Source organism: Thermocladium sp. ECH_B (assembly GCA_001516585.1).
Taxonomy (GTDB): domain Archaea; phylum Thermoproteota; class Thermoprotei; order Thermoproteales; family Thermocladiaceae; genus Thermocladium.
The window spans coordinates 1-18,931 of sequence record LOBW01000034.1 but is presented as its reverse complement, the minus strand read 5'-3'; the positions used below and the strand labels follow the sequence as shown (position 1 = coordinate 18,931).

Here is an 18,931-nt window from a genome sequence, read left to right as displayed (position 1 = left end):
CCTAGGGAGGCGGTTATTGATAGGTTGAGGAGTATTGCCTCGATGGAGGGGGTCTCCATTGGGGGGGATGCGTTGGATGCCTTGTGGGAGGTGAGTGGGAGCGACTTGAGGAGGGCGATTAATGCCCTCCAGGCCGCCTCAAGCCTCTCCCGCCAAATAACGGCAGAAACAATATACAAAGCAATAGGCTACATAGAGCCTAAGGAAATCGTGGAGTTAATCAAGTTAGCAATAGGAGGCGACTTCCAGGGGGCTCGGGACAAGTTGAGAATCATAATGTATAATTACGGAATAGCCGGGGTCGATGTTTTAAGGAGAATACAGAGAGAATTGATTATAAATAACTCAATTAATATACCTATTGAAGCCAAGATTGAGCTTAGCGACTTCATCTCTGAAATAGACTTCAGACTAGTGGAGGGCAGCGATGATGAGATTCAACTAAATGCATTGCTGGCTAAACTAGTCCTAATCGGCAATAGGCATGGATTAACCAGTAAAGCCACAGCAAAATCAGAACCCAAGCCAGAGAAGAGGCGCAGCAAGTAATGCACATTCCTTGGGTTGAGAAATACAGGCCGAGGAGCCTTAAGGATGTGATTAATCAGGAGGAGGCGAAGGCTAAGCTAGAGGAACTGATAAATAAGTGGCTCAAGGGGGAGCGATTAAGCAAGGGCATACTATTGGCCGGACCACCGGGCGTGGGAAAAACCACCATAATACACGCATTGGCCAATGATTATGGACTCGAGGTCCTTGAATTAAATGCAAGCGATGTGAGGACCGGGGATAGGATAAGCAAGATCGTGGGCAGATCCATTAAGGAGGCCTCCATATTTGGGTTCAGGGGCAAATTGATACTCTTCGATGAAATGGATGGACTGGATCTAAAGGAGGACCGGGGAAGCGTCGGGGAAATAATAAAGATAATCAATGAGTCACGGTTCCCCATAGTGATGACAGCCAACGATCCCTGGGACCCCAAGCTACGCGACTTAAGGGAGAGGAGCGAAGTAATTCAACTTAAGCCACTTAAGGAAAGCGATGTGGCTAAGCTCCTTAGGAAAATATGCGAAGCGGAGAAGATACGATGCGAAGAAGACGCGATAAAGTTATTGGCGAAGGCATCCATGGGAGACGCGCGCGCCGCAATCAATGATTTAGAGGCGGTGGCGAGGGGTAGGTCCTCAGTGACCGAAGATGATATTGCTGCAATAAGTTACAGGGCTCATCAAGTGGATATGTTCAGGGTAGTTGACATGGCTATAAAGGCGCGGAGCTTTGATGAGGCGCGTAGGGTCACATCGCTGCCCAGCTTTGATTGGGAGAGCTTCTTCACTTGGATAGTTGATAGCGTGCCCGCGGCTTATGGCGAGGCACCCACTGCGCTATTCGATGCAATGAATAACTTATCAAGGGCTGATGTTATTAGGGGCAGAATTAATAGGATACAGGAGTGGGAGCTAATGAAGTACATGCTTGAGCTAATGACCGCAGGAGTCTCGCTGGTACCCGGTAAACCTAAGCTGCCCTTCTTCATAAAGTATGGGTACCCAGCCAAGATAAGGCTGCTCAACAAGATCAAGGCAATGAGGCAAATAAGGGACATACTAATAAAGAAACTAAGGGAAGAGGCTCACCTGGGGAGCCGCGTAATAACGCTCGAGGTACTGCCCATGCTTAGATTACTCATTAATGGGGAGAGAGGAGGCCACGTGATCAGCGAACTAAGCCGATTAACTGGCTTAAGCGAGGATGAGCTGCGAATGGCGTTAAGCACCGAGATTTAGTCCCCATTCTCAATTAATTGATTGAGTTCATCAAACATGGATTTAATTACCTTAACCCTGGGATCCTCATCCCTTATCCTAACTATCTTTATCTTGCCAAATTGCTTCTCCTCAACTATGCCGAGCTCCTTGAGCGCCGCTATGTGCTGCCCCATTGATCTATGATTCATCTCAACAAGCTTGCTTAACCTAGTTACATTTATCTCCTTTATCTCCAATAATGCCCTCAACACTCTTATCCTGCTTCTCGATGCGAATNGTTCCTCTATGAAGTCGCCCAAGTTAATCACCCAAGTCCCTCCTTATCATTGAGCTAAGGGATTGCTGCATCGTTTCAAGGGGCTCGGTTGGTATGGATATGAATGTGGTTCTCCCCCTCATTCCCTTGCCGGAGAGACGGGTCTCCAGGATGCCTCTGGAAGCCATGTCCTTCACGTACTCCCACAGCTGCGTGTGCTTCCTGGGTTCCTGGCCATACTGTTCACAAACCATTTCGTACTCGCTCTCCGCATCCCCAATCGATATGTAGGGGGTTTCGCTTTCCCTCATTAACCTATTAACTATGGCTAATAGGAGAAGCTTCTCGTGGAGGGGGAGACTCATTAACTCATCCTCCCTAACGCCATGAAGGGTCTGCATCACGGCCTCCCTTATGTGGCTTGGAGATACATGCGTGGCGCCGCTTACTTCAGCTAGCTTTGATGCTCTCCATAATATATCCAGCGCGTATCTGGCATCGCCCCGAACAGTGGATTGATTGGGATTATCGGGATCGACGCCGGCTACGTCAGATATCATTTCAAGTATCTCCTCCGTATAGGCCGTGTCATTAAGGGCCTCCTGGGCCCTATTCAGCAATATCTCGAATATCTGGTCCTTAGTGTAGGGGGGAAACTCTATAATGGCATTGCCCAGCGAGCTCTTTACTCCCTTGTTTAATTGATCCATGAATGACTTGCTTTGGCTCACCAGTAGGAGACTGAATCTATAATTCTTGTCGTAGTACTCCTCGCCGAGCCTCACCAATGCATCAATGGAATCCGGACCACCATAATTAAATAAATAGAAAACATCATCCAACACAATCACTGCATACTTATTTTTCTCTGCCACCTTATCGATTATCAATTCAAGAAGCTCCTCGCTGGAGAAACCTCGTCTAGGTATCGGCAAATTCAGGCTGAGCCCTATGGTCTTTAGAACGCTGAAGGGGGTTCTATGCAATGCGCAACTGATGTGAACGTAATCAACCAGCCCCTTGGAAGCCGTCTTCACATATGAACCGAACTTCCTGCTTGTGACGGTCTTGCCGCTGCCCGATCTACCCACCATTATTGTCTTGACATACATGGAGCCCGGCTCCTTTATGAATGACCCAAAATATGCTTGAAGCATTTTCAACTGCTCGTCTCTAAATGGAAGCTTCTCCGGCACATAGTCCGGCATTAATGCCTTCTCATTCTTAAATATGGCCATATTATTCACTTTTAGCTTACTAAGTAAACTTAAAGTTTTCTTTTACAATATACATAACAACGCATAATTAGCCGAAACTTTTAGTGAATTCTCCACTAAANCTCCTTAATAGGCTTACCCTTACCCTTATACTCCTGTATCAATTGATTAGCATCGCTCTCCGAAAGCTTTATAGTAACCAGGCTATGCCTAGTTCTAGCCTTTAACTTAACTACATCCCCCACCTTCTTAACCCTAATCTCCAAGGCGGACTCCGCATGTCTCCTCCACTCATCAACCGAATTAGTTTCCATAGGCATGTGAAGACCAAGGGAGTCCCCAATTTAAAAATTTGCTCCTTAGCCGAACTGCTCTCAATGGGAACATCCCAAAATCATTGCTACCACCGAAAAATGGCATTTACTGCTTTAGGGCAAGCACCACATATTCAATGTAACACGGTCCTCCAGTTACTTGAGGCATTACTGGGCGTAGTCCTTATAATTAATGAATTGATTCCTTGATGCGCTTCATTGTTTCCTCGCTTACCTGAATCCTACCCGAAAGCACATCCATTACTAATTTATACTTACGGTACTTATCCTCCGGCGAGAACTTGGGGGGATGCGGAACCTTAAGCTCGCCGCCACAGTAAGGACACCTATCCTTCCTTAGGGTGTATTTACCGCAATTCCTGCACCTCCTAAGTATTGAATTAACCATATCAATCAAGCCTGCTAAACGATGCTTCGCCGCCATTCTTCTTAGCCTCAACTACGACTAGCTTGGCTATCTCCTCCATGGCTGCCTCCAACTTCTTGGGGTCCCTTCCCTCAATGATTATCTTGTACCTGGGGGGACCTATGGTATATATCTCAGCCTCACTGGCGCCGAGCTTGATCGCTGCTTCCTTAATTGAGCTAAGTATTTTCTTTATATTATCGACGCCGCTTGGACCTATGTTTATTAGCCTAATTACGCCCTTCAACTCAACCTTAGGTATCTCTACGTGCTGGGACGCGACCTCACGTATTGCATTTGCGATGTTCTCCGGTATACCTAATTTATCGAAGATGTCCTCGCTCCTGATGGCCGCCTCAAAAATCCCATACATGTCCCCATAATAATCTTCAACCCTCCAACCCACTTCCTCGATTAATTTTTGAAGCGGGATGCCGAGTTTCTGGGAAATAATATTGAATAACCGCAGCGCCTTAGTTGTCCTCTTCCACCTCAGAAGCATTTTCTCCCTTTCCTCATCCCTAACCTTTCTATAGGATAAATCAATTAGTTGCCTGCCCCTATCAACCCGTATAACCTTGAAGACGGCCTTCCTACCCACATCCAAGTAATCCGTTATATCCCTGAAAAGCGTGGGAACTATTTCATTGACAGGCACATAGGCCTCTATTCCATTATACTCATCAAGCTTGACATACGCGCCGTGCTCAGTGATTTTAGAGACGGTACCTATCACTAGCTCCCCCATCTCCGGCGTGGGTTTCCTCGCTATTCTAACGGGAGGCAAAGCGGCCTTATCCCTTGCCTTATCCTTATGTGAATCATTGCTCATTATGATGCTAGACCTTCAAGAAGCAATTTAAAACCTTACGCTAATGACACAGGCATGCCCTAAGAAGCGGGGCTCTAGTTGGAGGGAATTAATCCAGTTCCTTAACTATTGATCCTATGAGTTTGCCGTGGCCGCCGCTTGGCTTAACTAGAACCGCACCGCACACGAGGCACTTCACTTCCATTGATGGGTGAGAGAACACTACCTGCTCATTGCCGCAACTATTGCACCTGACCCTAATGAAGCGGGACTTGGGAAGCGGGACAAGGACTTTTCTTAGGCTTTGAGGCATTCTAATCACCTCTCCACTATCTCTATCTTCTTGAGGCGGCCAAGCGTCTTCATGGATACGTAGCCGCATTGCCTACAGGTGAGCTTTAGGGTTACCTTCTTCGTTACCTTGTATAGGGTCTTCTGCTTGGGCTTCCTAGTTGAGCCGTATCCCTTAAGCTTCCTTAGGTACCTCCTCTGTCCCTCGGATAATGTGCGTCTCTTGCCGCTACTGTAGGTGGAAACGCTGTGATCGGTGTACGTATCGCATCGTGGACAATACATCCTCACGGTCTTCGGGAACTTCATCATTTCTCCGCCCTTAATCTCCCTTTAAAACTTTTTCCTTCCTATATATAATGGAAACTATTTTCCTAATCATGAGGTCCTCGGCATCCTCGACGGGCAACACGGCAACGTCTCCCTTCCTGAATGGCCCCATTTCATTCCCATTGCTTGTCCTAATCCGTAGAAACTGGATCCCAAATGAAACTATCCTAACGCGGCCATTATAGTCCGATCTAGGCAGCAGTGGCTCCAAGTAACTCAATGAATTCAGTATCCTCTTCTCCTCAGCCAGTAAATTCTTCGGGGTACTACCGCTTCGAACAGCGGCCAGGATCTTCTCCATGCGTATGCGGATCAATGCTATTATGGCTGACTTAGCGTCGCTCGAGTATACCCCAGACAAGGCATTCTCCAATGCGCCGCCGACCCTAAGGGAACCACCAATGGATGCCGCTAATTCCCTGTATGACTTGAATGGAAGCTTAACTAGGCTCTCCCTCCCCATCTCAGCCTTAATTAAATCATTTAATTCCCTCAAATTCACTTGCCTCCCCTCTCCAACTCTGCTAAGTCATTAAGCATAACGTATATGGCGACTGCCTGGGGGAGAACCATGCTTGAACCCGGGGCCGCCCTCACATCCTCGCCCAGCACCTTAGCGTTCAGACCAACCTTAAACTTAACTGCAATGCTTCCCTTATTAAACGCAATAGCCCGCTTCAGCACAGCCTCCACCCCGCTCTCCAACTCGCTTAGACTCACCTCAGCCACCATTAGACCTGTCTTGCCGTGAAGAGTATTTGGCATCCTTATCAACCTATTGATATCGATCGTAACCACTTCATCTATCGCAATGCCCAGCTTCTTCAATATTTCTCCCTTCATTCCGGCAACATTAATGGGCTTAGGCCTGCGGCCCAGCACCTCTAAAACAGCCTTGAGAACCCGGCCAGGGCCCCCCATGCTAAGCGAGGCGGAGTCCGTCACGTCAAGCATGAACTCATCATTAATAATTAATTGCCTCGTTAAGTCGGCCTTAGCGGTTATGTAATTTACTAATTCCCGCCTCTCCTCCTGCCCAAGCGTTATGGCGTCGCCCTCCTCCACATGAACATGGAAGCCCCTATTCCCCGAAAACGTTATTCTCATGTGGGACACGCCGAACTCATTCATCAATACATCCACTAGCTTCACGGCTTCGCGNCGCGCATCCTCGAGGCACTCAATTGTCATCACGCTTATTCCAGCGCAGCTCTTGGTCTCTAAGTGATCCCCATCAATGTCGAAAACGAGGTCCGCGCCCCTCCATTCCTTCATGCCCATATCCTCCTCCCCAGGCCTCTCGAAGTATGAGCTGGAGTAGTACACATGCCTCGGGGATTGCCTCGCCAAGGCGTCCCTTAACTCCTCCATGCTTCCCACCGCTCTGTGGCGTATCATGGTGTCAACGCCAAATAATTGATAAGCTATCTCCCTTTCCCGTATCCTTGGAATATCTGGGGGCTGGAATGATCGCCTATAATAGTCCCTGAAGAGAACCTCTATATACTTTATCGACATCGCTAATCCATGCGCGGCGCAATGTAGTACGCTAATTTGCCTCCCATGGGTATCTCGAAGGTTAGCGCTATGGGTTTCTGGGTGGCGAATTCAAGCGTCACTATATCGCTTATTGAGGCTGCCTTAGACGTTATATCGGCCAAGTAATCTATAGAGTACGTAGATGCAGCCGNCTCTTTTAGATCGTACTCGAACATTACGTCTCCCTCCCTCTCGAACTTGATCTCCAAGTCGCCCTTATCGCTTGATGCCTTCACATATATCCCATCCTCCTTCCCCTCTAATTTCACCGCATCCGCTATTATCTCAACATCCCTAATCGCTTGATCCAACGCGTCGCTGGCTAGTTTAGCCATCACTGTGAAAACGGCCTTTGGGGCAGGCAATTGCTCCACCCCTATATCGAGCAAGGGCATGGTTATGGTCCTAGTCGCTTTTCCAATTAGCTTGACCTTTAACTTACCGCCATCAACCTCCATGACCACCTTATCATCCTTTCTGGACCTCTTCAATACCTTCTTCAAGTCATTGAAGTTTATCCCGATGTGCTCCTCTCCATCTATGGCGGGATACTCCTCAAAGGCCTCTTTAGGTATGAATAGGTCCACCATGGAGGTTCTAGATGGATCCAAAGCCCTTAACCTGAGCCCATCCTGAGCCACAGTGAAGGTGGCTTCCTCTATCAGCACAGCCACCGCATCCACTATTGATGTCCACTCTCTGGCATCGGGGTAAACTAGCTTCATGAATTAAATAAACCACCCACGCTTTAAAAAACTCCTGTTTGATAATAAAACATAATTCCCAACTCCACATAAACCACCCGCCCACACAAGTAGCCCAGCGAGATGAAACGCGAAATACATGCATTATACCCTTTCTGCTTCACTGACCCCTGAAGGGGCTTCCTTGGGGCGATCCATTATCTAGAGGTTCACCGCTCATCCTCATCACTTCAAGAAAAAGGAGTCCTTACTCATCTTCTCTTCATCATCTGAGGCCCCGACCATAATGGAAGAATAGTTTACGTGCAGCCAATATCCAAGTTCGCCGGGATAATTAGTAATGAATTAGGGCTTGGGAAAGCATTGTCTGCCTCATACTGCGTTACCATTAATTGGACACGCAGTAAACAATGAACCCCAAACACCAATAAGCATTTTCCCTAAAGAGGCTCCCGCTTCTTCACCATAGTAAATATCATCTGAAAACAAATCTCATTATTGGTGTCGGAGGGAAGACCATATCAATAAGTATAATACTTAATTGGTTAAAATGGAGTCTTTTTGAATAATTAATTTATTGGATTAGCCTAGTTATGGTTCAGGAAAAGGAAAAAGATGTAAATGATGAGGCACAAATAGAGGAAATAGCCAAGGGGTTACCTGAGTTCGGCAGGTTCGGGAAGGAGTTGGAAACAATAGGCATATTGCCTATTCCAAATAAGATGCGGAACTTCTCCGCGACTAAATTATTCATTTTCTGGGCAATGGCATCGGCATCGGCAACAACGCCGCTAATAGGTTACCTACTCTATGATATGGGCCTCAAGTGGGCCATAGTGGCCATGTTCCTGGGGCTGGCGCTAGGCATAGTCCCAACATGGTTATTCAGCGNAATGGGGAGGCAAGTACCATTAACTGCGCTAGTGGTGGCGAGGAAAACCTTTGGGTACGGAACTGCTCAGGCATTATCGGTGCTCTACACAGTAATTAATGTGGGTTGGTTTGCCCTGAATAATGCTGTGGGCGCTGAGATACTTTCCTCAATAACTCATTCCTCCATATTTGCGTGGTACATAATAATGGGAGTAATACAAATACTTCTAGTGCTATTTGGAGCTAAGTGGCTGGAGNACTTCTATAGATTCACGTCGCCCATACTTGTGGTGAGCTACGCCGTGTTGACTTACTACCTAGTAACGGCTTACCACGTTAATTGGGGGGCCCTATTAAGTAATTCCCCNAATCCATTCACGCTGAATTGGGGCAATGCCATTGGATTAGTGCTGGCGTTCGGCATGCTTTCATGGGCGTACAAGACCACCACTACCTCCAGGTTTGGGAAGCCGTATGACGGATTCTCCTGGAGCTATGGATTGGCGACTCCGCTCGGAATCTTCCTGCCAATACTATTAATGGGCATCCTTGGATACGCTGGGCAGTACTACGCCAATAATTGGAACATAGCTGCGCTCAATTACGGGGTAGCCCCGATCTGGGTAGTAGCTGCGTCTCTAGGCGCATCGCTAGCCATAATACACACTAACGCCATGAATCTGTACCCATCCACCATAGATCTACTGGTTGCCGTTGATCCATTAATCCGAAACAAGGCCGGCCTAAGGGCCAGATTAATGCAGCCCCTCACCACTCTTATCCTCGGCATTGCGGCAGTGTTGACATCCATCTTCATACTAAGCTACGTCAATGATTTCCTGAACATAGTTGGTGACGCGATTTTTCCATTGACCTTTATTTTGCTGATTGATTGGTACCTACGATTACGCGGAAATGTCGAGATAAAGGAGTTCTATGAAGTGCCGAAAAGCGTTGGTGGGCACCTGAAGCTGGATGCCGTTGTCTCCTTCATAATAGGCATAGCGCTGATTTACCTATTGCCTGAGGCGGCGCCAACTGTCTTTAACTACGTGCCGGCATTGTATGTGGGTCCACTAATAGGGGCATTGATATACTTGGCATTGATGAAAATACATAAATGATAAAACTAACGGCAAACCTCGCTCTTTAGGGCGGGGAGGAGGTCAATCTTTGAATACTAAAATAGTAATTCCTTTTATTGGGCATTCTCAGTTATTACTTGCGGATGCCCAGCATAGACTTGATTGGTTTATCGGGGTATGCATCATCCCATTCCTTAAGCAGCTTTACAGCCTCATTAGCGACCTTTACCTCATCGCTTACGCCGGCATGCGGATCAAAATCATCGGTCTCCCTGTTAGCTATGACTGCCATTATTGCGCCGGCCCGTAGCCCATATACGTTGGCTATTGTTAAAACAACGGCGGTCTCCATCTCTAGATTAATTATCTTCAATTCACGAAGCCTCTCCAATAATCTGGCATTCTCAGGCGGTAGGTACCCATTGAAGCCGGGCCTCCCCTGTCCAATATAGAACGTATCTGTGGTGGCTGTTAATCCAACATGGTAACGCACGCCAAGCTCCTCCGCGGCGAGCACAAGGGCATTCACTACATCGGGATGAGGGGAGGCAGGGTAACCGGGGGGAGCGTATTGGGCGCTTGCCCCATCCATTCTATAAGCGCCCCTGCTTATCACTAAGTCACCCACCTTTATCGATGAGAGAAGTGAACCAGTGGTTCCCACCCGTATCACTGTTCTGGCTCCGCTCATCGCTAATTCATCAATTGCAATCGATGCGGAGGGGCCCCCGATGCCGGATGATGTTGCAGTTATTGGTGCACCTCTATATATCCCATTAAATGTCCTGTACTCCCTGGACTCGGATTTCTCGGTGACTTCATCCCAATGAGAGGCTATTAATGGGACTCTATCGGGATCCCCTGGGAGCAATACGTATGGGTTAACCTTGGACACGCGTAGATGATAGACTTTACCGCTTACCGTTGGTCTGGTAGCCATAAAATGAGCGGAGTAAAGCCCCAGTTTAAAGTTATGGGAACTAATGATGCTTGCTCAAGTAATGACATATTTAAGAGCCCTGCTTAAGCATTGAGAATGCTTGGACGGCTTTCCGCAGTATTTCGGCTTCCTTCTTTAACCGTTGATAAACCTCATCGGATATCTCGTTGCGTGACTTGGCGTCCTCCACCTCCTTCAACATATTATCTATTTGGTCCAGCGATGTTTTAGCTATATCTATAGATCTTAGCCAGTGATCCGTTATTAGCGATGATAATTCCTCCACCTTGGACTCCAGGTCCTCATATGTCTTTGATAGTGACGTCATCATTTCATTTAGTTCAGCATAGGACTTGGCGAATACATCATCATCTATTAGGCCTATTTCTTTCTGCGCAGTCAACATTTCCATTTGCTTCCTTAACTCCTCTATTTCCAGCTTCATTTGATTAAGCCGCGATTGAAGCAGGGCTTCATCGAAGTCCCAATTCTTCTTTATCTTGTTTACAATGGATTGATAGGCATTCCATGATTCCTGGGCCCTCCGTAATTCATCGCTGTACTCCTTATACTTGCCCTCTATGAGTCGCTTAATATCATCGAATAATTTCGATATGTTTTGCATCATGATGAACCGCCCTGCACAAGCTTCTCGAGGTCTCCCCGTAATTTATCGTAGACATCCTTAGATATCTTCCCATTCTTTAGCAACTCATCGAGTTTGGCGAGGGACATCCTTATCTTGGCTGATTCAGGCGAGTCCGAAGTCATTATGACTCGCCTATAGTGATTCATCACCCTATTGCTTAAATCGCCGTACCTATCCTTGAATTCCTTTAATTGATTATCCAATTTATCCAGCTTCCTCCCCAGTTCCTCCTTTAACTTAGCATACGCATCTGAATCAATGGTTCCCAACTCCCTCCTAAGCTCTACCTCCTTTAATTCATCCCTGTACCTGTTCAGAGTGGACTCAAGCAGTGATATGTATTGGGATATAACTGGGGATGATTGATCGAAGTAGCTCTTCGTCTTGACCGTGTAAGACTCGTACTCCCTCCACCTATCCTCCACGTTACGAACCTCGCCGCCCAGCTTCTCGACTAGTGATTGAATCGAGTTGATTATGGCATCCTCGGGATCGGCGGCAACGGGAGTAGTGGTGACGACCGTTATCGGCTTAACCTCAGGCTTAGTTTCCGGTTTTTTCTCGGCTTGAGGTAATTGAGTCGCGGTCCTTGATTGAGCTATATACACTGGGCACGAGTAATAATCCCCTAAGCAGTACCAATTAAATGGATTCACCTGCTTATTGGTGTATCCANATATAAAGCCACCTGCACTACGCTTAAGCGCTGGACACGTGCTTGCACCCATGAAACTTACGGATAACGCTCTCTTTTATAGTTTTTGATTCAAAAATGAAAAATCCAGATAAACGCGGACTAATGGGGGCTATGGTATTCCATCCTTAATAGGTTAAGGTAATCATCCATTGTTCCCACATCCCTCTTAGATCCACCAGCCTCATAACTCCCCACCCTGTACCCCTTATTGAGAAGTAGTTTCACGAATGCATCCATATCAATAAATGAATCCGGCAACTCCTTAATGGCTTTACCCCTTAACGCGTAATTGCCGGCCGATATGGGGAACTCGAGGATGGGTTTCTCGCTCCACTTAATTAATTCGCCATTCTCATCAAGCTCCAGAACCCCAAAACGCACCTGCTGCTTCACCCTGGTCACCATTATCGTCATGTCCCACCCCTTCTCCAAGTGGTGGGAAAGCATTCCCTCGAAGCCCTCATCCATCACTATGTCCCCATTCGCGACTATCACGACATCATCATCATTCACCGTTCCCTTAAGAAAACCCAAGTGACCGGCCGTCCCCATTAACTTATCGTGAACCACTATCCCAATATCGGCATTCATGGATTTGCCTATGGATTTCCCCGCCGGTATCGCTAGGTCAGCCATATAGTGAAGCACTACATATGTCTTGGCATTAATGCGAAGCAGTTTCCTTATTGCCCCCATCATTACCGGGCCATCAATCGTGGGAAGAAGAGGCTTGGGAATGCTAAGCGTGAGTGGGCGTAATCGCTCGCCGAGGCCGGCCGCCAGCACCACGCCGTAAATCATATATAATCATCCATGCCCATCTTCTTCAGGTGGCCCTTTATCTTGGAGTACTGCTTATCCAAGTTATTTGCTTCCTTAATCAAGTCAAGAGTCTTCGGCCTCTCCCTCTCGAGGAGGCACTTGCCCTTTGGATCCATGACATGCGCATTACATAGGGAGTACTGGCACTTATACCCAATGCAGGGACCGTAAGTGCCGTTTGGTTCCTTTGCGAGGAGGCACATGGATATCAATTCATTGCCCCGCCTAACGACTTTCAACGCGTGTTGAGTGCATGAAAAGTACTGGCACTTATACCCAATGCACATCCCGTTATCTAGCCTAGCTGACACGGGGAATCCCCAACAATCCTTATTTCGGCTTCACATATTTAAACTTTAGCAGATGCATCCCTAAATTCGAAAAACGAGGGGAAAACCCTCTGGTTTAAGGATTTGGATGAAGAATTGGAATACTAATATTCACAATATTTTTATTGCATAACGCGTTTGGCTTAACTATGCTTATTTATGGGCATAGGGGCGCGAGGGGATACGCACCTGAAAATACATTGCCATCATTTTCCCTGGCTCGGGAGATGGGGGTTGATGGCGTTGAGCTCGATGTTCATCTAAGCAAGGATGGCGAGGTCATCGTGATTCATGATGCCACGCTGAATAGAACCACAAATGGAGATGGAGCTGTCTCCGGATTAACGCTTAATGAATTGAGGAGGCTGGATGCCGGCATAAAGTTTGGGGATAAGTGGAGGGGGACCCGGATACCCACGCTTGATGAGGTTTTCACCACGATGGGCCGCAGCGTGAAGTATAAGGTTGAGATCAAGCGGGGCAGCGATCAATACCCTGGGATAGAGAAAAAGGTAATTGAACTAGTGAGGAAACACGGCGTGGATGCCCAAATAATATCTTTCGATTTCGATGCGTTGGAAACAGTTAGGGAGCTGGATGAGGGGGTAAGCATTGGATTAATATTCGTTGGCCGCATTAGGTGGTTCATTGAGTCGGCCAAGAAGCTGCGGGCGCAATGGCTTCATGCAGCACATGAATTAATTGATGAGAGGGGGATAAAGGAGGCCCACGCCAATGGATTGATGGTGGGTTCATGGACCGTAAACGATGAACAAGACGCAAAGAGGCTGGCCGTCATGGGTGTGGATGACGTTACAAGCGATTACCCCGATAAGATAATTACCGCCCTAAGGGGAGGCAACTGACCTCATCCTCATCCTAAAGGCGAGGCTTGCCATTCTTTCCATCATATGGCCTCATTTCTGCATATTTGGATTAATATTATATAGAGTTTGGCGTGGGTTAGGCGAAAAGTTTTTAAATGGAATAGATATCGATTTCGATTCATGAATGGATACAAGGTACTACTATTGGCAATGGCAATAATATTAATCAGCGCAGCAACCGAGGCAGGGGCAATTTATGTGGTGGCTCATCCAGCCTTGATTGCGCCGGGGGAAACCGGGGTTCCCCTCACGCTCACCATAATAAATAATGGGGAAATGCCCCTCCTTAACGTCACGGTGAAGCCCCTATACTCCTTCCCCTTCGGTTCATATACTTACATAAATAAGACCAATTTGACGATACCGGCAATACCGGCGGGTTCCTCCGTAAACGTCACTTTATTGATCAATATAAATCCAAGGGCTGTGGACGGCATATACATAATGAGGATTAAACTATACTATGCAATTCTAAATCCAGCATTCCAGGAATTCATTCAAGCAACCCGTAACTTAACTCGATTAATCAATGTAACCAAGATACCTCGGCAATTCCTTAACTTGAACTCCACGGTTAATGTTACCATACCGATATTGGGATACGTCAATATGGGGGCAGACACACCATTCTGGGGCTCATCATCCACGCCAATACAAGCCGAGCCCGGCATTGGCGTGGTTCCACTGATGATACCTCTATTAAACACTGGTAACGTGGTTGCAAGCAATGTCTCGGCTTACTTGGAGGTTGGGAATGGATTAGTGCCCATCTCAAATAAGGCAGTGATCGGATACATGCCGCCCGGCACCCCAATCACTGTGCCATTCCTCATAAACATAACCAGTAAAGCGCCTATTGGGAACATAAATGGAACCCTCATAATAAGGTACTTCAATAACTCAACCCAGGACCTAAGCATATCGATACCGATCACGAACAAGCCAACCCTCGTAGCACAAAGCGCCGTGTGGGGGTCGCCCCAGAGCCCAATATCGTGGGGCCCGGCTATGGAGTAGTGCCTCTCCTGATTCCAATACTGGATACTGGAAGTACCCCGGTAACTAATGTATCTGCAAGCATAGAGCTGCCGCAGGGATTATCTCCATTATATGATACAGCGGTGGTGGGCAGCTTAGCGCCTGGGATACCTAATTATGCGGTATTCATGGTTAACATAAGCAACGTGGAGCCAGGCACGTACTACGCAACGCTGAGCCTAAAGTACCGCGGGGGCTCCTCATCGCAAAGGGTTCCAATAATAATCTCCGGCTCGCCCAATGTAATTATCCAATCATACTACACTAATCCCCCAAATGTCTTCTCCGGATACCCGGCCGCTCAATTAGTGATTTATGTCACAAACGCCGGCACATCAATAGCTAGAAACGTGAAGGTAATGATTAAGGGCGATGATTACGTGAAAATAGTATCTCCATCAAGCGGCGTCATTAATGTGGGTACACTGCCATTGGGGACGCCGGTGCCGCTTAACTTCGTGATATCCNCCGGCGATAATCTATATAGGGAGGTTAGGGCTAATTTGACGCTTGTAATTAATGGAACTGGGTTCTCCAATTCATATGTTATCCCATTGGTCATAAAGCCAAAGGCCCTCCTCGCCGTAACTAATGTAACCGGATCTCTTAGCGTTGGTTCAAGCGATGTGCCGCTCTACATAACGATAACCAACATGGGGAACATAACCGCCCATAATATAGNGATAATACTTAATGGCCAGGGAGCGATTGAGCCATACGTCAGCAGCAGCAATCCGCTTAGCGCATTAACGGCTGGCAGGCTTGAGGTTGGCGATTTAATGCCTGGGCAAAGCATTCAGGTAGTGTTCATGGTTGATGCGGAGAACGGTATAAGTCCTGGGAATTACGTGGCGACCCTAACCATGCTGTGGAACCAGAGCGGTGCATTCATACCTTTCGTGCAGAACGTTCCCATCACTGTTAAGATACAGCCATCGTTAACCCAATCCGCGGCCAGCCTACTTGTGCCTAAGAGCACTGCATCCATAATGTTCTACATAGTGCTAGTGCTGGTTATAGTATTGATAATAGTGGCGGTGAGGACCCGTGCCCGGCGAGGAGTATGATCTTAAGTACGCCTATAAGGCAATGGTTATACTGGCCTCCCTAGCCACTATAGTGATGTATATAGAGGGAATGCTGATACCATCCCTCACGGAGATAGAGAAGGACTTCGGCGTTGGGGAGAACCAGGTCAGTTGGGTCTTATCGGCCTACCTCTTATCGGGCACCGTGCTGCTGCCCGTGGTTGGAAAGCTGGGGGATATCTATGGAAAGAAGAGGGTGTTATCCATAGTCGTGCTTTTCTACGCCATCGCCGTCACCATGACTAGCCTATCCCCCAACTTCACCGCACTCATAATATTCAGGTCAATACAGGGAATTGGGTTAACAATGTTCGCCCTAGCCTTTAGCTTGATTCGAGAGGAATTCCCGAGGGAATTAATACCAAGGGCTCAGGGACTCGTTAGCGCGGCCTTCGGCATTGGGGCAGCCATATCGCTCCCAATTGGGGCCTATATTAGTCAATACTATGGGTGGCAAACAACTTACCATACTGCAATACCTTTCGTGCTTCTAGTCACTTACCTGATCTTCACGCAGATAAGGGAGAGCAGGTACAGGAATCCAACGGTTAGAGTTGATTGGGTTGGTGCCTCCGTGCTTGGCGCATCGCTTGGATTAACCGTTTATGGATTAACCGAGGGACCTGAATGGGGATGGACAAGCATATACACGGCATCGACGTTATTGGCAGCCATGATTATGGCTGCGATCTTCGTGCTCATAGAGCGCGGGAAGACTCATCCACTCCTCAGCATTGATTTATTGTCTAGGCGCAATGTATTGATATCCAACATGGCTGCCGCCATTGCTGGCTTCGGTATTTTCCTTGCTAATCAGAGCCTCGTNATCCTCCTTGAGGAGCCGGAGCCCGTTGGCTTTAATTTATCCATTTTCCAGACCGGGCTGTACGCGGTGCCTGGAGCCATTGCGCAACTAGTGATGGCTCCAATAGCTGGCCTGCTCATAACTAGAACCGGGGCGAAGAAGATGTTGACCATTGGAGCAGCTTGGGCATCGATTTTTCTCCTCCTCACCGCTGCATTGGAGCCCCTTGGATTGCTTTATGTAATTGCCATGGTTTCCCTGGCCATGGCTGGAGTGGCCGTCATGAATGTCTCGCTCATAAACATACTTGTCTTCTCGGTCGAGCCGAATGTAATGGGGGTCTCCACCGCTATGAATTCGGTCTTTAGATCGTTGGGAGGAACCATTGGTCCAGCCGTGGCTGGCTCCCTTGGATCAACATTCACATCGCTGGTCCTCATAGCCTTCGTGTCGGGCGTGCCCTTCATGGTGTCGGTTCCATCATCATTCGCCTTCCAGTTAGGGTTCCTGGTATCCAGCGCAGCCACTGCCACGCTAGCGGCCTTAAGCCTCTTCGCGGAGGAGGTCATAACGTGGCGGGGAAGAAATATCAATGTTACTGTGGAGAATGCGTAACGCTTAATAACCCTCTCATGCATTGCATGGTTAATGATTCAGCAAAAACTAGGCAGGCAAAGGCCTAAGCTGCATGGGCCAGAGGTTAGGTACTGTGTTTCCTGCGGTAGACCAATAGCACCCAGCGAGAGGGCCTCCCACTTCCTATGCCCTAATTGTGGCCAGTACGAGGTTTGGAGATGCGAGAGGTGTCGAAGGCTTGGGAATCCTTATAAGTGCCCGGTTTGCGGGTTTGAGGGTCCATAGGTGAATAATGGTGGCGCAGGTATACATGGTATATAGGGTCTTGCCTAGTTCCTCTGACGTGGACTACGGCAAGCTGGTTCAATCAATAAAGGCCGCGCTGGAGCCTAAGTATACCCTCGATAAGGTGGAGGAGGAGGATGTCGGGTTCGGTATAAAGGCGCTCAAGCTTCACTTGAGGATGCCTGAGAGCAGTGAGGAGCATAGCAGTGATGAGATAGAGAACCTATTAAGCGGGATCGAGGGCGTCGGCAACGTGGAGCTGGAGTACTTCACTAGGCTTGGGTTCTAATTTTACCCGCCCTGTGCGTTAACAAGATGCATATGTTTAAAAACCCAAACATGCTAATGTGCTTGATAATATGGCATATTCATCTTCAAATGATTGGATAGAGCTAAGGGTAATGGAGGCTAAGCAGAAGGACGCCGGCAAGCCCATAGTTAGGATCGATCCAATAATAATGAATGAGCACGATATAGAGCCTGGAATGGTTGTCGAGATAAGGGGAAAGAAAGTGACGGCGGCCAAGGTTTGGTACGGGCTTCCCGAGGATGAGGATAAGGGAATAATAAGGATGAACTCCATAATGAGGAAGAACGCGGACGTGAGCGTTGGGGATACCGTTAAGGTTAGGAGAGTTGATCCTAAGCCAGCTCAACTAGTTAAGCTTGCCCCCGTCTCAATGGCGCTCAGCATTGATCAGAATTTCGAGCAGTACATTAAGCAGAAGTTGAAGGACTACGTATTAATGGAGGGGGACCTAATTCAAGTAACGGTGCTTGGGCAACCATTGACGTTCCAAGCAGTTCAAGTGAAGCCCAGCAACGTCGCGACCATAATCGATGATGAGACCCAGTTAAAGCTTTTAGAGAAGCCCGTGGAGAACATTAGGGTTCCGCGCATTACTTGGGAGGATATTGGGGACTTGGAGGAGGCTAAGCAGAAGATAAGGGAGCTCGTGGAGCTGCCCCTAAGGCACCCCGAGCTATTCAAGTACCTTGGAATAGACCCACCAAAGGGAATACTCCTAGTGGGCCCACCGGGCACCGGAAAAACACTACTAGCAAAAGCAGTGGCAACGGAGACCGATTCATACTTCGTGGCGATTAATGGACCTGAAATAGTTAGCAAGTATTATGGGGAGTCCGAGGCCAGGCTTCGCGAGGTCTTTGATGAGGCTAAGAAGAATTCTCCTGCC

Annotated in this window: 22 protein-coding genes and 2 pseudogenes; 9 read left to right on the top strand and 15 right to left on the bottom strand. The window is 47.8% G+C overall.

Annotation, left to right across the window (positions count from 1 at the left end):
• Positions 1-549 (top strand): annotated as a pseudogene (locus AT710_05525).
• On the top strand, positions 549-1,790 hold the full coding sequence (locus AT710_05520) for a replication protein C (protein KUO91880.1): 1,242 nt from the start codon (positions 549-551) through the stop codon (positions 1,788-1,790). Before AT710_05525 ends, AT710_05520 begins: the two are co-directional and overlap by 1 nt.
• On the opposite strand, the gene AT710_05515 is transcribed toward AT710_05520, so the two are convergent.
• The 10 genes from AT710_05515 to AT710_05470 all read right to left on the bottom strand — a co-directional run bounded on the left by AT710_05515 (position 1,787) and on the right by AT710_05470 (position 7,682).
• Entirely contained in the window at positions 1,787-2,080 is a 294-nt protein-coding gene (locus AT710_05515) for a hypothetical protein (GenBank protein ID KUO91879.1), read from the bottom strand. The genes AT710_05520 and AT710_05515 overlap by 4 nt on opposite strands.
• Entirely contained in the window at positions 2,073-3,266 is a 1,194-nt protein-coding gene (locus tag AT710_05510) for a cell division control protein Cdc6 (GenBank protein KUO91883.1), read from the bottom strand. The genes AT710_05515 and AT710_05510 overlap by 8 nt, the downstream gene beginning before the upstream one ends.
• 95 nt (positions 3,267-3,361) lie before the next feature.
• Positions 3,362-3,565, bottom strand: a complete 204-nt coding sequence (locus AT710_05505) for a 50S ribosomal protein L38e (GenBank protein KUO91878.1) — start codon at positions 3,563-3,565, stop codon at positions 3,362-3,364.
• 184 nt (positions 3,566-3,749) lie between these two features.
• Positions 3,750-3,968 carry a ribosome biogenesis protein gene (locus AT710_05500; GenBank protein KUO91877.1) on the bottom strand — a complete coding sequence of 73 codons (219 nt, stop codon included), beginning with the start codon at positions 3,966-3,968 and terminating at the stop codon, positions 3,750-3,752.
• Between the two features lies 1 nt (position 3,969).
• The gene (locus tag AT710_05495) at positions 3,970-4,818 is read right to left on the bottom strand and encodes a translation initiation factor 2 (GenBank protein KUO91876.1); all 849 of its coding nucleotides are present in this window, start codon (positions 4,816-4,818) and stop codon (positions 3,970-3,972) included.
• Between the two features lie 88 nt (positions 4,819-4,906).
• The gene (locus tag AT710_05490; protein ID KUO91875.1) at positions 4,907-5,110 is read right to left on the bottom strand and encodes a 30S ribosomal protein S27; all 204 of its coding nucleotides are present in this window, start codon (positions 5,108-5,110) and stop codon (positions 4,907-4,909) included.
• 5 nt (positions 5,111-5,115) lie between these two features.
• Positions 5,116-5,397: a 50S ribosomal protein L44 gene (locus tag AT710_05485; protein KUO91874.1), complete on the bottom strand. Its 282-nt coding sequence runs from the start codon at positions 5,395-5,397 to the stop codon at positions 5,116-5,118.
• A gap of 13 nt (positions 5,398-5,410) precedes the next feature.
• Positions 5,411-5,920, bottom strand: a complete 510-nt coding sequence (locus AT710_05480) for a hypothetical protein (GenBank protein ID KUO91873.1) — start codon at positions 5,918-5,920, stop codon at positions 5,411-5,413.
• Positions 5,917-6,936: a hypothetical protein gene (locus AT710_05475; GenBank protein KUO91872.1), complete on the bottom strand. Its 1,020-nt coding sequence runs from the start codon at positions 6,934-6,936 to the stop codon at positions 5,917-5,919. The genes AT710_05480 and AT710_05475 overlap by 4 nt, the downstream gene beginning before the upstream one ends.
• 2 nt (positions 6,937-6,938) lie before the next feature.
• Positions 6,939-7,682: a DNA polymerase gene (locus AT710_05470; GenBank protein KUO91871.1), complete on the bottom strand. Its 744-nt coding sequence runs from the start codon at positions 7,680-7,682 to the stop codon at positions 6,939-6,941.
• Positions 7,683-8,254: 572 nt separating this feature from the next.
• Between AT710_05470 and AT710_05465 the strand changes: the two genes are divergently transcribed.
• Positions 8,255-9,658: a hypothetical protein gene (locus AT710_05465; GenBank protein ID KUO91870.1), complete on the top strand. Its 1,404-nt coding sequence runs from the start codon at positions 8,255-8,257 to the stop codon at positions 9,656-9,658.
• A 94-nt stretch (positions 9,659-9,752) separates the two neighbouring features.
• Here AT710_05465 and AT710_05460 read toward each other — a convergent pair whose 3' ends face one another.
• The 5 genes from AT710_05460 to AT710_05440 all read right to left on the bottom strand — a co-directional run bounded on the left by AT710_05460 (position 9,753) and on the right by AT710_05440 (position 13,014).
• Positions 9,753-10,559, bottom strand: coding sequence for a uridine phosphorylase (locus tag AT710_05460; GenBank protein ID KUO91869.1), 807 nt, complete (start codon positions 10,557-10,559; stop codon positions 9,753-9,755).
• 70 nt (positions 10,560-10,629) lie between these two features.
• Entirely contained in the window at positions 10,630-11,184 is a 555-nt protein-coding gene (locus tag AT710_05455; GenBank protein KUO91868.1) for a hypothetical protein, read from the bottom strand.
• Entirely contained in the window at positions 11,184-11,864 is a 681-nt protein-coding gene (locus AT710_05450; GenBank protein KUO91867.1) for a hypothetical protein, read from the bottom strand. The genes AT710_05455 and AT710_05450 overlap by 1 nt, the downstream gene beginning before the upstream one ends.
• Positions 11,865-12,004: 140 nt before the next feature.
• On the bottom strand, positions 12,005-12,706 hold the full coding sequence (locus AT710_05445; GenBank protein ID KUO91866.1) for a hypothetical protein: 702 nt from the start codon (positions 12,704-12,706) through the stop codon (positions 12,005-12,007).
• Positions 12,703-13,014: a hypothetical protein gene (locus AT710_05440; GenBank protein ID KUO91882.1), complete on the bottom strand. Its 312-nt coding sequence runs from the start codon at positions 13,012-13,014 to the stop codon at positions 12,703-12,705. The genes AT710_05445 and AT710_05440 overlap by 4 nt, the downstream gene beginning before the upstream one ends.
• Before the next feature lie 191 nt (positions 13,015-13,205).
• Between AT710_05440 and AT710_05435 the strand changes: the two genes are divergently transcribed.
• From AT710_05435 to AT710_05410, 6 genes and pseudogenes are all read left to right on the top strand, one after another.
• Positions 13,206-13,922, top strand: coding sequence for a glycerophosphodiester phosphodiesterase (locus AT710_05435; protein KUO91865.1), 717 nt, complete (start codon positions 13,206-13,208; stop codon positions 13,920-13,922).
• Between the two features lie 141 nt (positions 13,923-14,063).
• Positions 14,064-14,960 (top strand): hypothetical protein, encoded by an 897-nt coding sequence (locus AT710_05430; GenBank protein ID KUO91864.1) that lies wholly within the window; start codon positions 14,064-14,066, stop codon positions 14,958-14,960.
• Positions 14,960-16,048, top strand: coding sequence for a hypothetical protein (locus AT710_05425; GenBank protein KUO91863.1), 1,089 nt, complete (start codon positions 14,960-14,962; stop codon positions 16,046-16,048). The genes AT710_05430 and AT710_05425 overlap by 1 nt, the downstream gene beginning before the upstream one ends.
• 22 nt (positions 16,049-16,070) lie before the next feature.
• The gene (locus AT710_05420) at positions 16,071-17,489 is read left to right on the top strand and encodes an MFS transporter (GenBank protein ID KUO91881.1); all 1,419 of its coding nucleotides are present in this window, start codon (positions 16,071-16,073) and stop codon (positions 17,487-17,489) included.
• Between the two features lie 253 nt (positions 17,490-17,742).
• Positions 17,743-18,024 carry an effector protein gene (locus AT710_05415; protein KUO91862.1) on the top strand — a complete coding sequence of 94 codons (282 nt, stop codon included), beginning with the start codon at positions 17,743-17,745 and terminating at the stop codon, positions 18,022-18,024.
• Positions 18,025-18,094: 70 nt separating this feature from the next.
• A pseudogene (locus AT710_05410) lies at positions 18,095-18,931 on the top strand.